The sequence below is a fragment of the Sphingobacterium sp. 1.A.5 genome (genome assembly GCF_002734235.1).
Lineage (GTDB): Bacteria > Bacteroidota > Bacteroidia > Sphingobacteriales > Sphingobacteriaceae > Sphingobacterium > Sphingobacterium daejeonense.
The window spans coordinates 28,927-44,778 of the sequence record NZ_PEBA01000018.1; the positions used below are offsets into that span (position 1 = coordinate 28,927).

The 15,852-nt window shown below is 36.2% G+C and carries 17 protein-coding genes and 1 pseudogene; 9 read left to right on the plus strand and 9 right to left on the minus strand.

Annotated features, from left to right (window positions below; translation table 11 throughout):
* Positions 1 to 16 precede the first annotated feature (16 nt).
* Positions 17 to 823 (plus strand): 4-(cytidine 5'-diphospho)-2-C-methyl-D-erythritol kinase, encoded by an 807-nt coding sequence (gene ispE, locus CRT24_RS09815; protein ID WP_099371062.1) that lies wholly within the window; start codon positions 17 to 19, stop codon positions 821 to 823.
* Positions 824 to 986: 163 nt separating this feature from the next.
* On the plus strand, positions 987 to 1,292 hold the full coding sequence (locus CRT24_RS09820; protein WP_218962603.1) for a GIY-YIG nuclease family protein: 306 nt from the start codon (positions 987 to 989) through the stop codon (positions 1,290 to 1,292).
* Positions 1,293 to 1,481: 189 nt separating this feature from the next.
* Here the strand turns inward: CRT24_RS09820 and CRT24_RS09825 are convergent, their stop codons facing one another.
* A complete protein-coding gene (locus tag CRT24_RS09825) occupies positions 1,482 to 2,216 on the minus strand; it encodes a TIGR00730 family Rossman fold protein (protein ID WP_099371064.1) in 735 nt (244 codons plus the stop codon).
* Positions 2,209 to 3,051, minus strand: coding sequence for an ATP cone domain-containing protein (locus tag CRT24_RS09830; protein WP_099371065.1), 843 nt, complete (start codon positions 3,049 to 3,051; stop codon positions 2,209 to 2,211). The genes CRT24_RS09825 and CRT24_RS09830 overlap by 8 nt, the downstream gene beginning before the upstream one ends.
* Positions 3,052 to 3,178: 127 nt before the next feature.
* Between CRT24_RS09830 and CRT24_RS09835 the strand changes: the two genes are divergently transcribed.
* A complete protein-coding gene (locus CRT24_RS09835; protein WP_099371066.1) occupies positions 3,179 to 3,472 on the plus strand; it encodes a DUF2892 domain-containing protein in 294 nt (97 codons plus the stop codon).
* Positions 3,473 to 3,540: 68 nt separating this feature from the next.
* Positions 3,541 to 4,221 (plus strand): NAD-dependent deacylase, encoded by a 681-nt coding sequence (locus CRT24_RS09840; protein WP_099371078.1) that lies wholly within the window; start codon positions 3,541 to 3,543, stop codon positions 4,219 to 4,221.
* Between the two features lie 185 nt (positions 4,222 to 4,406).
* Here CRT24_RS09840 and CRT24_RS09845 read toward each other — a convergent pair whose 3' ends face one another.
* Entirely contained in the window at positions 4,407 to 4,652 is a 246-nt protein-coding gene (locus CRT24_RS09845; RefSeq protein WP_099371067.1) for a hypothetical protein, read from the minus strand.
* A 200-nt stretch (positions 4,653 to 4,852) separates the two neighbouring features.
* Here CRT24_RS09845 and attM point away from each other — a divergent pair, with 200 nt between their 5' ends.
* Both attM and CRT24_RS09855 read left to right on the plus strand, forming a co-directional pair.
* Positions 4,853 to 5,647, plus strand: coding sequence for an N-acyl homoserine lactonase AttM (attM, locus tag CRT24_RS09850; RefSeq protein ID WP_218962604.1), 795 nt, complete (start codon positions 4,853 to 4,855; stop codon positions 5,645 to 5,647).
* A gap of 9 nt (positions 5,648 to 5,656) precedes the next feature.
* The gene (locus CRT24_RS09855; protein ID WP_099371068.1) at positions 5,657 to 6,793 is read left to right on the plus strand and encodes a zinc-dependent alcohol dehydrogenase family protein; all 1,137 of its coding nucleotides are present in this window, start codon (positions 5,657 to 5,659) and stop codon (positions 6,791 to 6,793) included.
* A gap of 108 nt (positions 6,794 to 6,901) precedes the next feature.
* Here the strand turns inward: CRT24_RS09855 and gdhA are convergent, their stop codons facing one another.
* Positions 6,902 to 8,236, minus strand: a complete 1,335-nt coding sequence (gdhA, locus tag CRT24_RS09860; protein ID WP_099371069.1) for an NADP-specific glutamate dehydrogenase — start codon at positions 8,234 to 8,236, stop codon at positions 6,902 to 6,904.
* 107 nt (positions 8,237 to 8,343) lie between these two features.
* Between gdhA and CRT24_RS09865 the strand changes: the two genes are divergently transcribed.
* Together CRT24_RS09865 and CRT24_RS09870 are read left to right on the plus strand one after the other, a co-directional pair.
* Entirely contained in the window at positions 8,344 to 9,363 is a 1,020-nt protein-coding gene (locus CRT24_RS09865) for a D-cysteine desulfhydrase family protein (RefSeq protein WP_099371070.1), read from the plus strand.
* A gap of 47 nt (positions 9,364 to 9,410) precedes the next feature.
* Positions 9,411 to 10,313 carry a sugar phosphate isomerase/epimerase gene (locus tag CRT24_RS09870; protein ID WP_099371071.1) on the plus strand — a complete coding sequence of 301 codons (903 nt, stop codon included), beginning with the start codon at positions 9,411 to 9,413 and terminating at the stop codon, positions 10,311 to 10,313.
* 4 nt (positions 10,314 to 10,317) lie between these two features.
* Here the strand turns inward: CRT24_RS09870 and CRT24_RS09875 are convergent, their stop codons facing one another.
* Positions 10,318 to 10,806 carry a YfbM family protein gene (locus CRT24_RS09875; RefSeq protein ID WP_218962605.1) on the minus strand — a complete coding sequence of 163 codons (489 nt, stop codon included), beginning with the start codon at positions 10,804 to 10,806 and terminating at the stop codon, positions 10,318 to 10,320.
* A gap of 47 nt (positions 10,807 to 10,853) precedes the next feature.
* Positions 10,854 to 11,405, minus strand: a complete 552-nt coding sequence (locus CRT24_RS09880) for a DUF4256 domain-containing protein (RefSeq protein ID WP_099371080.1) — start codon at positions 11,403 to 11,405, stop codon at positions 10,854 to 10,856.
* A 463-nt stretch (positions 11,406 to 11,868) separates the two neighbouring features.
* Between CRT24_RS09880 and CRT24_RS09885 the strand changes: the two genes are divergently transcribed.
* On the plus strand, positions 11,869 to 13,473 hold the full coding sequence (locus tag CRT24_RS09885; RefSeq protein ID WP_099371073.1) for a M60 family metallopeptidase: 1,605 nt from the start codon (positions 11,869 to 11,871) through the stop codon (positions 13,471 to 13,473).
* A gap of 57 nt (positions 13,474 to 13,530) precedes the next feature.
* On the opposite strand, the gene CRT24_RS09890 is transcribed toward CRT24_RS09885, so the two are convergent.
* The 3 genes and pseudogenes from CRT24_RS09890 to CRT24_RS20885 all read right to left on the minus strand — a co-directional run.
* Positions 13,531 to 15,066 carry a SulP family inorganic anion transporter gene (locus CRT24_RS09890; protein WP_099371074.1) on the minus strand — a complete coding sequence of 512 codons (1,536 nt, stop codon included), beginning with the start codon at positions 15,064 to 15,066 and terminating at the stop codon, positions 13,531 to 13,533.
* Between the two features lie 62 nt (positions 15,067 to 15,128).
* On the minus strand, positions 15,129 to 15,587 hold the full coding sequence (locus tag CRT24_RS09895; RefSeq protein WP_099371075.1) for a hypothetical protein: 459 nt from the start codon (positions 15,585 to 15,587) through the stop codon (positions 15,129 to 15,131).
* Positions 15,588 to 15,659: 72 nt separating this feature from the next.
* Positions 15,660 to 15,852: pseudogene (locus CRT24_RS20885) on the minus strand (IS4 family transposase); the annotation flags it as partial.

Sequence of the window (15,852 nt, forward strand, 5' to 3'; positions counted from 1 at the left end):
ATCATTTAATTTGTATATGCTCAAGTTCGCAAACGCAAAAATTAATATAGGATTGCATATTCGCAAGAAAAGACCTGATGGCTATCATGATTTGGAGACCATTTTTTATCCTGTCAAGATTTATGATGTGGTTGAGATTCTGCCTCATTCTAAACTTGAATTGCATATTTGGAATTCAGACCTGCCTGCGGACACAGATAACCTCTGTTTAAAAGCGTTCAGATTACTTGAAAAAGACTTTGATATTAACCCTGTAAAGATCCATCTCCTTAAAAACATTCCTATTGGTGCTGGCTTAGGTGGCGGTTCTTCGGATGCTAGCAGTACGCTCGAACTTTTGAACGACTATTACGAACTCAATATTGAGAAGGATAGATTAAAGGAATATGCTGCCCAATTGGGTGCAGATTGCCCGTTCTTCATAGACAATAAATCTATGTACGCTGAAGGTATTGGAACTGAACTGAGTGAGATTAGTCTAGACTTGAGTGCATATAAAATTGTCGTAATCAAACCCGATATTCATATTTCCACTGCTGAAGCTTATAGTAATGTGAGTCCTATGATTCCTGAAGTAGACCTGAGAAAAGCAATAGAATTACCGATTCAAGAATGGAAATTTCATATCAAAAATGACTTTGAAATTTCCTTATTTGAGAAATATCCACTTATTGGAGATATTAAAGCAAAGCTTTATGAACATGGAGCTATCTATGCTTCTATGAGCGGGTCAGGATCTTCCGTGTTCGGGATTTTTAACGATTTGAAAGGATTGGAAGAACTGAATAAATACGGGAAAGTATATTTTCCTGCAGAACTTTAGATATTCGGCCTTTCGGCTCGACCGCTCCGTTGGTTGAGCGTAGGCGAAACCAGGAGTCGAAGCCCAGGAATTATTAAACAAAATTTAACAACCCTCAAAAGCAATTCTAATATTATATAATTAAATTTATTAATCATAAATTATATGATTAATAATGGGCTATATGTACATTTTACGTTGTTCTAATGGAAGCTATTATACTGGAAGTACGGTGAATTTAGAAATCCGAATATTACAGCATAATCATGGAGAAGGATCGAATTATACTAAAAAGCATTTACCTGTGGAATTAGTTTACTTTGAATTATTCCAAAGAATTGAAGATGCTTTCCACAGAGAAAAACAGGTACAGGGATGGAGTAGAAAAAAGAAAGAATTGCTTATTAGTGGGTTTTACGATGATTTAATAAAAGTTTCTGAATGTAAAAATCATTCTCATTTTAAGAATTATTTGCCTAAAGAAGTATGAAAAAATAATTGGCCCTTCGTCTCAGTGGCTGCGTTGGTTTAGCGGAGCCGAAGCCCAGGGACTGCCCTTCGGCCCGGTGGTTGAGCGGAGTCGAAACCAGGAGCCGAAGCTCAGGGACCAGATCGGTTTGTCTAGTCTGTGATTGTTCGGGCCCTTCGGCTACGCTCAGGGACCGAACATCCAACTTCGTCAAATCGCTTTTTTCTCTCCCAATATCCAGCTTGGTTTCGGGTCTTGAAGTTTTATGATCTTATTGGTGTCGGCATATTTAAGGATATGTGCAGCTGCTTCTTGGATATCATCGGTAAAGAGCAATAGATCCTGGTCTTCAGGGCTGATCGTCTTTTCAATGATCATCCTGTCGACATGTTCTTTAATGTTTTGATGGAAATCCATACCCATTACGACGATTGGGAATTGGGATATTTTTTTGGTTTGGATCAAGGTTAATGTTTCGAAAAACTCATCCAAAGTTCCGAAACCGCCTGGCATAATAACAAATGCAAAGGAATACTTTCGCAGCAATTCTTTACGGACAAAGAAATAATCAATGTTTACAAATTTGTCCATGTAAGGATTATGCTTTTGTTCATGCGGGAGCACGATATTACATCCGACCGAAGCTCCATTAACATCTTTTGCGCCTCTATTTGCTGCTTCCATTATTCCTGGACCACCGCCGGTCATGATGGTAAATCCTTGTTCGGCTAGTTTTGCAGAGATCTCTCGGGCTTGAATATAATATGGATGGTCTTCACCGAATCGAGCAGAACCAAATACCGTAACGCATGGGCCAACAAAATGCAAAGTTCTAAAGCCTTTCATAAACTGAAAGACTACACCAAATGCATATTTTAGTTCATTCCAGCGTCCGCGGGCACCTTTAAGGAAGTTAATTTCTTCACGTACAAATTTATTACTCATGTTCTAAAGGACTGTTAATTAATTCATTTGCCTCTTTTAATATAAGTGATTGTTTATTTTTAGGGATCTGTATTCTATCCATAACCTGTGGAGTTTTTACTAGATCCTTGACCAATATAATCTGGCTTTTTAGTAACATCGCTTTATCTTGCTCAGTAATATTAGTTAAGCAGGTCACTGGGTATTCTGCATTGCTGTCAACTCTAGTTTTTAAGCAACTACCTTTAGGATAATCCCAAGACAGAAGATTTACTTTATAATAATTTCCAAATGATATAGAGTCAGTAGTTAAGTAAGCATTTGTGACGAGCCATCCATCCGTAAATTGACGATTTTGATTAAAGAAATTATAGGATATTCCTGTTATATCTTCTTTTCTAGATTTGAAATACATTGGAGTCGTAACCGAAATCTTGGCATCTGCATCATTTCTGAATTTGCATTCAACTGCGAGCATTTCATTTCCTCTGACCGCAACTACATCAATTTCATGACTTACTGCATGTCCTTGAACAGTCTGGCCAGTTATTGCTTCATATCCATCTTCTTGAAACAATCTTGCAATCCATTTTTCAAAATAAAACCCTTCAGGACCAAGTTCTCGGATTGCTTTCTTTAGACTATATCTAGCTGCGTAGGAGTTTTTTTTACCCCTTAGGGCATTAAATGCCATTTCATAAAGTTCTTTGGTAGATATCCCATCATATACTGATGTTTTAATGGATTCATATACCATATTAACCTCATTTTCAGTTGCACCAGATCTAGTAAGGGAGCGTCGAAGAGCTGTTTCATCAAACGGCACGAGCTCACCAGAATATTTTTTTACGCGCATAGACTTATTTTAAATACAGAAAGTTTGAATTTACGAATTATACGGGGCTTAACACAAAATTTATACCTAAGTAGAAACATTTTAATATTTCAATCGTTATATTGTAAAGGAATAAATTTCGAAAATTATGAGCGGTATTTTAAATTTTGCAATCGACAAAGTAAAGACAAAGCTAGATGAGTCCTGTGAATTAGGAAATGTTGGGACCTCGGAGCGTATTTTATCAGTTATAGCTGGTGGTTTTATATTAGGTATGGGAGCTAGAAAGCTATTCAAAAATCCCATTACGGCATTTTCGGGTATCACATTGGGTGGAGCATTAATTTTCAGAGGAGTAACTGGAAGCTGCCCAGTAAAGGAAGCTATTGAAGGCAAACAGCCTGAAGCAACAGTTATTGAACATAGATATTTTGTGAAGTAACATTCACAGTAACATCATAAAATCGGTTTCATTGACGAATGAAGCCGATTTTTTTTTTAAAATTACATATGAAAAAAGTAGTTGTATTTACAGGAGCAGGAATTTCGGTAGAGAGCGGTCTTCCGACTTTCCGTGGTTCAGATGGTCTTTGGGAAGGGCATAGAGTTGAAGATGTTGCCACTCCTGAAGCTTGGTTGAAAGATCCAGAATTGGTACAGGCATTCTATAATAAGAGAAGGGCGGATTGTCTTTCAGCGCGACCAAATCATGCTCATCTGAAACTCGCAGAACTCGAAAAAGATTATGACATCCATATCATCACACAAAATATAGATGATCTGCACGAGCGGGCAGGTAGTTCTAAGGTACTGCACTTACATGGTCAGATTACAAAATCCCAATCATCAATTAATCCAACACTTATTTACGATATTGAAGGAGCAGAAATAAAAAGAGGAGAACAATGTGAATTAGGATCGCAATTGCGTCCACACGTTGTTTGGTTTGGTGAAGCAGTCCCGAATATGGAGCAGGCATATAAGTTGGCGAGAGAAGCAGAGGTATTTGTGACTATTGGAACATCATTGCAAGTTTACCCTGCTGCAAACTTAATTTATGAAACAAAACCAAACTGCAAATTGATTCTTATAGACCCTAATGCAGAAAATTATAATGTACCTCCAGTCCATAAAATATCAGAAAAAGCAAGTGTAGGAGTGGATTATTTGGCAGAATTATTAGCCAAATAAAATTTTTTATGAATTATTCATAATTGGAAATCAATTATTTAAGAATATTATTTAAAATATTTATTTAACTTAAATAAAAACTTCAACATAAAAAAAACCTGAATTGCCAAATATAATTTTGAATTCAGGTTTTTTATTATATAAACACTTAATTATCAAGTGTAAATATGATTTACATATATTAATTATTGATATTTGTTATAAGTTTCAATTATTGCACTTCTCATTTGTGCGAAAAGGTCCAAAACTTTTTTCATAAAGTCTTCATCCAGCAATTCAAATATTCCATTCACTCCACCAACCACATCAGCTTCCGCTAACTTATACGATTGTTCTAAACTTCCTTGTTCAAATTTTATAATAAATTTCTGGTTCATTCCGAAGATTGTGATTTTACAATCTGGATGAGGTAACTCAGCTAATACACGCATGATTAAATATTTTTTTGGCAAGATACATCAAAGTTTAGATTGAACAAAAAGCACTAAAGGTTTTAGCAGAGTCAAAATTTCTTTAATGTAAATTTGATATTAATTGTTATATAATAATTAATTAAATTAATAAAATGATTGTGATTATTTATTCTGATTTATTATTTTAGGGGATATATCTAACCAACAAAAAACTTGCTATGAAAAAAGACATCAGACTTTATATGTTTCAAACTGGCATTTTGAAATGTAAAGAGAACAACATCAAAATGAACGCATCATTAGACCCTTATGAGATTCCTGTTCCATGGTATTTAATTACTCACCCCAAAGGAAATATCATAATAGATGGAGGCAACTCTGTACATTGTGCTCAAAACGCTTTGGAACATTGGGGTGGAATAACACAAGTTTATTGGCCTGTTATGGATGAATCGGAAGGATGTGTTGAAGTCATTAAAAATTTAGGAATAGATATATCTTCCATAAAATTCGTTCTGCAATCTCATCTTCATTTAGATCACACGGGAGCAATTGGAAACTTTCCGAATGCAACACATGTTGTGCAAAGAAAGGAATATGAATATGCATTTACTCCAGATTGGTTTGCTGCAGGTGGATATATCCGTAAGGATTTCGACAAACCCAACTTAAAATGGCAATTCCTAGAGTTGAATTATAATGATGAGTTTGATGTTTACGGGGACGGAGTTATTAAAATCATTCCAACACCGGGACATTCTCCTGGTCACTGCAGCTTTTTAATCACACTGCCCAATTCAGGTTCCATTCTATTAACAGTTGATGCTGCCTACACGACAGACCATTGGGAGGAAAAGGCTTTGCCTGGTTTTTTAGCTTCAACGGTTGACACTGTAAGATCAGTAAAGAAACTCCATGAATATGCAGATAAATATGATGCATTGGTAGTCACAGGTCATGATCCTATTAAGTGGGGTGAGTTCAAAAAAGGTCCGGAAGAATATTATAACTAATTTATACTTATGAAAATCAAAGCAGCGGTTCTCCATCAATCAGGAGGGCATTCACGTCCTTATACTGAATCGAGACCATTAACTATAGAGGAGGTTGAGGTTGAAAAACCTGGGAAGGAAGAAGTTCTAATAAAGATAAAGGCTGCAGGTCTCTGTCATTCAGACCTTTCGGTGATAGACGGTAACCGTCCTCGTCCAATGCCTATGGTGCTTGGCCACGAAGCCTCAGGGATAATTACTGAATTAGGTGAGGATGTCAAAGATTTTGAGGTAGGTGACCATGTTGTTTTTGCGTTTCTGCCATCCTGTGGACGCTGTGAATATTGTATGTCTGGAAGGGCTGCATTATGCAATCCAGGGGCAAAAGCTAATAACGAAGGAGTTTTACTCAATGGTGATAAGAAAATCAAAAACAATAAAGGAGAGATCTACCACCATCACTTGGGCGTTTCAGGTTTTGCTGAATATGCAGTTGCATCAGTCTATTCCTTGGTAAAGATTGACAAATCAGTTCCATTCGAAATAGCTGCTCTATTTGGCTGTGCTGTGATGACGGGTGTTGGTGCGGTGGTTCATACTGCGGGAGTGCAACCCGGTGAATCTGTTTTGGTCGTCGGGCTTGGTGGGGTTGGTTTATCGGCTATATTAGGTGCAATTGCCGCTGGAGCGTCGAAAATAATCGCCGCAGACATAAGCGATGCTAAGCTGAAGGTAGCAAAAGAGTATGGTGCGACTCATTCTTTAGATTCTAGCTCAGAAAGCGCATTAGAGGACCTCAAGCAAGAAATGACGCTAGGAGGGGTGGATAAATCAGTGGAGTTTGCAGGCGCGATGCCAGCTTTAGATTTTGCTTTCAATGCTACAAAGAAAGGTGGAGTAACGGTCACCGGTGCATTACCGCATCCTGACGCACGCTTGAGTTTGAATCCCTTAACCTTGGTAGGGCAGGAAAAAACATTGAAGGGTTGTTATTTAGGAAGCTGTGTTCCGACGATTGACATTCCGAGATTTATAGAACTTTATAAAATGGGACGTTTGCCAGTTGATAAATTAATAACTCACACCTTAAAACTAGAAGATATTAATTTGGGCTTTGAGCGTTTAGCAAATGGCGACGCGATCCGTCAAATAATTTTGTTCGATTAAGAATGGTACAAGCTATATGGTTTTTTATGTAGCTATATGAATTGTCATTAATTAAAAAAGTTCTGACCCTTTCGGGGCAGAACTTTAAAAATATAAATTATTACTATTCTAAACTACTCCTTGGGCTTTCATTGCTTCTGCAACTTTAATAAAGCCACCAATATTTGCGCCTTTTAAATAATTGACATAACCATTAGGTTCTTTTCCAAACCTGACACAGGTTTTATGGATATTCTCCATGATCAGTTTCAATCTATGGTCTACTTTTTCATGTGACCATTGTTGTCCGATTGCATTTTGAGACATTTCCAAGCCTGATACCGCTACACCACCAGCATTTGCTGCCTTCCCAGGTCCGAAATGCAATTTCGCTTGATGAAAGATTTTGATTGCAGCTGCTGTAGAAGGCATATTTGCACCTTCAGCAACAATTGTACAGCCATTTTTCACCAATTTTTTAGCATCAGATTCATTGATTTCATTTTGAGTAGCACAAGGTAGAGCGATATCACATTTAAATTGCCAAGGATTCTCTTTAGCATGATAGGTTGCGGAATTGTATTTTTTCGCATACTTAGCCAAATCTCTTCCTAATGTCCCAATATATGTTAATTTTTCTAATGTAAAGCCATCCTTATCATAAATTGTTCCTTGACTATTTGAAAGAGTTATAACTTTAGCTCCCAATTGTATTGCTTTTTCCGCAGCATAGTATGCCACATTTCCAGCACCCGAAATACTTATTGTTTTACCCTCTATAGATTCGTTGTTATAATCCAGCACACATTGCACAAAATATAATAATCCATATCCTGTAGCTTCTGGTCGAATATAAGAACCACCCCATTGAGTACCTTTACCAGTCAATACACCTGAGAAATTGTTCTGTAGTCTTTTATATTGGCCGAATAAGTATCCGATTTCTCTGGTTCCCACACCAATGTCTCCTGCAGGGACATCCGTTTCAGAACCAATATGTCTTTGCAATTCTGTCATAAAACTTTGGCAGAAACGCATAATTTCATTATCTGATTTTCCCTTAGGGTCAAAGTCAGAGCCTCCTTTACCGCCACCAATTGGCAAACCGGTCAAACTATTTTTGAAGACTTGTTCAAATGCCAAAAATTTTAAGATACTCAAATTGACATCTGGAGCAAACCGTAGACCTCCTTTATATGGACCAATTGCAGAATTCATTTGCACTCTATATCCTCTATTTACTTGAATCTGGTTTTTGTCATCTAACCAAGCAACACGAAATGAAACTACACGTTCAGGTTCCACCATACGCTCCAAGATTCTCAGATCAATAAAATCAGCTCTGTTTTCAATAATATAAGGGATTAAATCCTCCACAACCTCCGTAACAGCTTGTAGAAACTCAGGCTCGTTAGGATTGCGCTGATCTACTAGCTTAATGAAATTCTTAAAATTAAGGGACATTTATTGATAAATATTTATTTGATTTATCGCAATATTAACAAAAATATGCTAAAAATGCCAATATTTTAGCTTTTTAATCACAAGATTTTTATTGTTAATTTTAAAATATGAAAGAAGTTTACAGATTTGATTCACATCTATTGGTAAGTGGAATTAACAGGTTAAAACTGCTTAGTTTTCCCAGTCCACTTCTCTATTTACAAGGATTGAGCAACGAATTGAAAACACCAATTTATATAAAAAGAGATGATCTTACTGAGTTAGGTTGTGGCGGTAATAAGTTGAGGAAATTAGAATATCTTTTGGCGGAAGCCAAACAGAACGAGGCCACTCGCATTATCACAATAGGAGCCAGGCAATCAAATCACGCACGCTTAACTGCTGTTACCGCAAAAATGATGGGATTTGATGTAGATTTGGTCCTAAAGAATTCCGTACCGCTCGATACTGAGAGTTACCAACTAAATGGCAACTTAGTTTTAGATAATATCGTGGATGCAAACATCCACGAAATAGCAAATGATGGATCAGCGACCAACTTCATCAATAATTTAACGAAACATTATGAAACAGTTGGAGACAAGGTATATTTTATCCCTGTTGGGGGTTCCAATACCATTGGAGGTTTAGGTTATTCAAGAGCTGTTTACGAAATTGAGGATCAATCCAAGGATCTAGGTGTTGATTTTAAACATATCACTTTGGCAAGTGGGTCTGGTGGTACTCATGCAGGATTAATTGCCGGGTATGAGATTTTGGGTAAAAAAACATTCATTCAAGCTTATAATGTCCAGCCAGATAGAGAGGTTATATTGGATGAAACCAAAAATATCACTGAAGGAATTTTAAACTTGTTTGATTTATCAAAGCAATCTCAAGGAATTGAATATAGATTGAGCAATGATTATGTGGGAGAGGCTTACGGAATTCCAAATGAGCAAACACTACAGACTATTAAACATTTAGCAAAAACCGAAGGTGTATTTCTGGATCCTGTGTATACTGGAAAAGCATTTACAGGAATGGTTGAAGATATCAAGAAAGGTCGGTTTCCGAAAGGAGAGCCCATTCTTTTCATCCATACCGGGGGGATTCCGGGCATATTTGGCTACCAGAATTGGTTTTAAATCCCTATATTTAGCATTCTCAACCACAGATTTTTTAATTTCAACCTATGCATCGTAAAGATTTCATTAAATCAATGGGTATCCTTGGAGCAACAATTGTTGGATCTAATGCCATAGCAAATACAGTAACATTATCTTCTAATCCTTTGAAAATAAAAAAAGGTTTAGGTTATTACATGATCAAGGAAGATCTGTCCGTTCTTGATAAATTCAAACTGGTAAAAGACCTTGGTTTTGACGGAATTGAATTCAATACTCCATTAGATATTCCCATTAAAGAACTTTTAGATGCTCGAGACAAAACAGGTATAGAGATACCAAGTACTGTTAACAAGGATCATTGGGGCAAACCTTTATCTGATCCTGATCCTGCTGTTAGGAAATATACGATAGAATCTGTTGCAAAATCATTGGAAGAAACGAAAGAGCTTGGTGGAGACACAGTTTTAGTAGTCCCTGGTGTAGTTAGTGATTCCGTTTCCTATAAAACAGCCTATGATAATGCACTGGATTCCATTAGAAAGTTGATTCCTTATGCTGAAAAGACCGGCATTCAAATCGGGATTGAAAACGTTTGGAATAATTTGATACTAAGTCCTATTGAAGCAAAAGATTTTCTAGACAAAATAAACCATCCATTAGTTGGGTGGTATTTTGACTTAGGCAATATTTTGAGGTATGGTTGGCCAGAGCATTGGCTTGAAGTATTGGGTAATAAAGTGTTCAAGCTCCATGTTAAAGAGTTCAGTAAAAAAGTGATGAATGAGCAGGGGATGGGTAAGGGTTTTTCTGTGGAATTGACGGAGGGAGATGTGAATTGGGCTAAGGTAATGCAGACAATTAAATCAATCAATTATCAAGGTCAATATATGACCCTTGAAGTTGGTTCTGGGGACCGCACTTTTCTTAATAAGGTTTCAGAACAATTAGATAAAATTATAAAATCATAATTATCTATAGAATTGTAATTACTATTGCTTCATTTGCCCAGCTGGCATGTTGATAGAAACTTTGGATTTTAACAAAATATTCCTGTAGATATTCGAATGATCTTTGGTCTTCCCATATATCTGGATAGACATCTTGTTCTATCATTTGGCCAGCATTAAATCTAAATTTTAAATCATCAACATTTAGAATTTTGATTTTATTGTTTATGGATTTCACTTCCTCTGGGAGTAGATACCTTGGAGCACCATAACCAAGATTCAGAGATTCATCAAAAGAAGCGGTGCCTAATATTGTTGATGCTAATATATTTTGTCCAACATTGTTATGGGACTTTCCAGTCAGAAGAAAAATAATTCCATCCCATGATTTATCTATATCCAACTGAGGTATTTCGGACACTTCATTAGAATAAAAATCTTCCTTCAACAAGTTACTGTTTTCGAGGTAGGATTCTAATTTTCCCATTGGAATCCTACGCAAAGTACAATACATTCCCATATCATTAAATTTATCCTAAAGATAAAGAAAATTGCCTAGAATTAGAGTTTGATCAAACCTCTAAATCCACGGGCTGCATAATAGGATTCAGCTCCATTATGGTAAAAAAACACCCTGTTGTACCTTAAGTCTCCGAATACTGCACCACCGAGTTTCCGAACTTCTGGGGATGTTTTTAACCAGCTTGATGTTTTATTGTCAAATTTTCCTAAAGATTGTAATGCACTATATTCTTCTTCAGACAACAACTCTATTCCCATCTCATGAGCCATATTCATTGCTGAATCTTTTGGTTTATGTTCTTTTCTGGATTCCAATGCAGCTTGATCATAACATAGGCTACGTCTGCCTTTTGGACTTTCCGCTGAGCAATCTACATATATAATTTCCTCATTGTCAAAAAGAGAAACAACATCAGGTTCACCTTCTGTTTCTTCCATTTCATTGATTGACCATAATTTTTCTTTTGAAGACATTAATCGTTTTTCTACATTATCCCATTTAATACTTGGATGACGATGCATATTTTTTTCAAATCTCTTTTTTAAAACAGTAATCAATTCTTCGATTCGTTGAGGTTCTAAGGTTTTCATGGTATTTTTTTTTATAGGATGATATAACTTCTTCACTCAAAAGTAACAGTAATTTATAAAAGATATCAATGAATCAAATATTTTCCTTTTACACTTTCGTTATACTCTTGTTCCTTTCTCGTTCTACTCTCGTTCGTCTCTTGTTCGGACTTCCTTCGGACCTTGTTCGGAGCTGCTTCGGAATACACCCGAACAAGGTCCGAACAAGGTCCGAACGAAAGAAGACTGAGAGTGGAAGGAGAGTGGAACAAGACTATAAAAAGCATATAAAAAATAATAGGGTGGTGATTGTTTTCAAAATCAGCTTAAATTTCCTTATTCATAAAGTAATTTTTTCATTACTCAATCGGTTGCATACTTTCAAGAAATAAAACTGCCAATTATTTAATGATGATATGTTTACTTCTCTAAAAAATAGATGTAATTTAGAAAAGAAATCAATGAATGAATCAATTATTATTTTATGAAAAAAGGCCTATTGACTATTGCCGGTGCTATTTTGTTAACGAGTTCAGTATTTTCCCAAAGTGCAGATGACCTTCATGCTGTTTATTCAGACCTAACTGTTTTTAGTGATGGATTGGCAAGTAGCTTGAAGAAAGGGGTTGGTAAAAAACAGATTAATCTGATCAAAAATGAAAAAATCAAAGCTTTAGCCTTTGATTTATTACGTGGCGAAAAAGTAAATGATTATAAATATTCTACTTACCGTGCACTTTTGTCGCCAAAGACCTTGGGTCAAGAATTGAGTATTGGAGATGGATATAGTAAATATGAGAATATTACTGGTGTATATCTTCCGATAGGACAACATATAGTTATTGCAGATGGTATTGAAGAAGACAAAGACATTCATTTAGTAATTCCCAATTGGATGCGTAAAGCTCCGAATCCGGATGACCCTACAAAGGACCCAAAAGGCTGGGGAATTGAAAAGAAGGAATTCAAACTTCGTAATGGGGTAAATATAATAGACTTGAAAGAATTTGGCAGTTTGGCCTATGTAAACTATTTTTCCGATAGTCCTGAAAATGAAAAGCCAGTTACGATTCATTTCCTTTCCGGCCAAGTAAACGGTTATTTTGATATTGATAAGCATTCTGATCAAGATTGGAATTCGTTTATTGATAAAGCTGTATTCCCAATATTGGATGCTAAAGGAAAACATATCCAGATAGCCTATCCAGTAGAGTCTTTAAAGAAATATGCGTATGGCAGAGGCAAAGAATTGATCAGCAATTATGACTCTTTGGTTTATAGGCAACATCGATTAATGGGATTGGTGAAGTATAATAAAGTTCCTAAAAACAGGATTCTAGCAAGAGTAAATTACAACTATTATATGTTCAGGGATCGAGATGGAGTTGCCTACATGGGTGATAAAAAAGGTTATGCCATGAAAATGGTTGCAGATCCAAGTTCTGTTATCAAAGGGGATCCATGTTGGGGATTTAGCCATGAGGTTGGTCATGTGCATCAAACCAGCCCAATGCTGAGTTGGGGCGGTTTAGGTGAGGTTAGCAATAATATTTATTCATTATATGTGATGAGGTCCTTCGGTAATGAGTCGAGGATTTTGGACCAAGATAATTTTAAATTAGCTAGAACAAATATCATTGACAAGAAAATATCCTACCTTCAAGATCCTGATGTTTTCAATAGACTTGTGCCGTTCTGGCAGTTACAACTATACTTTGAAGGTATTGGAGAGAATCCGGATTTTTATCCTGATTTATTTGAAAGATTGAGAAATCAAAATTCTAACAATAGACCATCGAGGCAGAAAATAAGAGAGAAATGGGGCAGGGAAGGAACAGTAATAGAGCGGAATCCTGCAGTACATCAATTGAACTTCGTTAAAACTGCCTGTGAGGTATCTAAGACCGATCTTACAGATTTCTTTGATCAATATGGTTTTTTCCATGTTGGCGAAATGGAATATGATGATTATGGCAATTATAAATATGCTATGACACAAGAAATGGTTGATGCATGCAAGAAAGCGATCAAAGCTATGAATTTATCTAAACCTAAGGTTGATATCAGCACATTAGTAGATAAAATCTAAGTTAAATATTAAAAAGAATAAAATAGAGGTGGGTATATATCTACCTCTATTTTTGTTTTATTGATTAGGCATTACTTTGTAGGTTGGATCGTCCTCAATGTCAATTTCTATAAATCCTTTAGCATTATCCAATAATCGCACACAATCTGGACTCAAATGTCTAAGAATAATTTTTTTGTTTTGGTCTTGGTATTTTTGGGTCAGCTTTTTCAGCACTTCTATAGCAGACATATCCACCACTCTTGATTCTTTAAAATCAATAATTACGCGATCTGGATCTTCGGATATATCGAATTTATCTAAAAAATTACTAGTTGAGCCAAAGAATAAAGGGCCATAAATCTCGTAGATTTTGTCTCCATTCTCAGCTATCGATTTTCTTGCACGGATTCTTTTTGCATTATCCCAAGCAAAAACGAGAGCAGATATAATTACTCCTACAAAAACAGCTAAGGCTAGATTATGTAAGATAACCGTTATTGTTGCGACTAAAATTCCGACGAGTACATCTGACTTAGGCATTTTATTCAACAACCTTAAGAACCCCCATTGAAATGTTGAGATTGCTACCATCATCATGACCCCGACCAAGGCAGCCATTGGTATTTGTTCAATAACGCTTCCCCCAACCAGAATTACAAATAGGATTCCCAAAGCACCCACTATTGCTGAGATCTTGGTTCGAGCACCAGCATTGATATTTACCAAGGTTTGCGCAACCATAGCACATCCACCCATTCCTGCAAAAAAACCATTCACTATATTTGCAGAGCCCTGTGCAATAGCCTCTTGATTTGAACTTCCTTTCGTATTTGTGATTTCATCAACCATATTCAAAGTCAATAAGGATTCAATTAAGCCTACTGCAGACATAACTGCTGCATAGGGGAAAATTATTTTCAGGGTTTCAAGATTGAAAGGTACTTGAGGCAAATGAAAAGTTGGAAATGAGCCGCTGACTGTAGCAATATCGATCACTTTTTTAGTGTCAATATTAAAAAAGTAAACTATTGCAAAGGTTACTATTATCGCAATTAGAGATGAAGGTATAGCTTTTGACAATTTTGGAAAGAATTGTACCGTAATTATGGTCAATAATGTTAACCCAACCATTGTAAAAAGTGAAGTTCCTGTCATCCAAGTTTCAATTCCATTTTGGACGATTTTGAACTGTTTCACTTGAGCGAGGAATATAATTATTGCCAGCCCGTTTAGAAATCCATACATTACTGGTTGGGGGATTAACCTAACGAATTTTCCGAGCTTAAATACACCTACCAGAATTTGAATGACACCTGCTAACGCTACTGCTGCAAAAAGATATTCCACTCCATGTGTTGCTGCCAGTGCAATCAACACTACCACCGTAGCGCCAGCGCCCCCTGAGACCATTCCTGGTCTTCCTCCAAGGATCGCAGTTACAATTCCCATTAAAAATGCTGCATATAATCCTGTCAAAGGGCTCAATCCAGCTAAGATAGCAAAGGAAAGTGACTCAGGAATCATGGTCATAGAAACCGTCAATCCTGCAAGGATTTCATTTTTAAGGTTGATTTTTTCTTTTGTTAATAAATTAATCGCCTGAAGCTTCATCGAAAACTATTTGGATTGCAAATATGGCGTTTTTAATAGAATTGTGAATGAATATCTTCAAATTACCCAAACTGCTCATTTCTCAAACTCCAATAAACTTCTGTGTTGGCATTAGCATAGAATCCTTCAAGATTTGCATGCTGTACAATTTTTTCAACTATTTCACAAGAAGAACAAATATAGGTCTGAAAACTGTCCCAATGACAGGTTATTAATATTTTTCGATCATAGGTATATAAATTTGTTTGTAAGGTCAATTCCTTTACATCATTAATCAGATCATCGATCCAAACTAATTCCATATAATCTCCAAACTCTGATCCTATGCATATCCACTCGTAATTCAAGGATTTAATGGCCTTCAGGATAAAATTGATGTTGCCATGTGGAATTCTACCTTCAACAGGAGATATAATCTGGGACTTTTCCAGCGTACTCTCTAGTAAGCTTTCTAACTCATAATTTTGTTTATCAAGATTTAATCCCAAAATCAGTACTGTCCTAAATAAATATTTTGGCATAAAAAATCCATCTCCATTCGTGTTCAATTGAAGAATTCGGTTAATTACTGGAAAGGTATCCTATGTGTGTTACTAAAAGAGCACATATTGTCCTTTTTTATCAGGTGGTTTTCCTGAAATGAACGGATCATCAGCCCATTTCCACAGATCAATTTTCACGAATATGTTCATCCTGATAAAGTTGACCAGATTCGAGAGGTTCCAATTGTATTTTGCCTTCTTCTGGATGTACTTAAAGAGCAGGATCCCGATAAGTGCAGTCCAT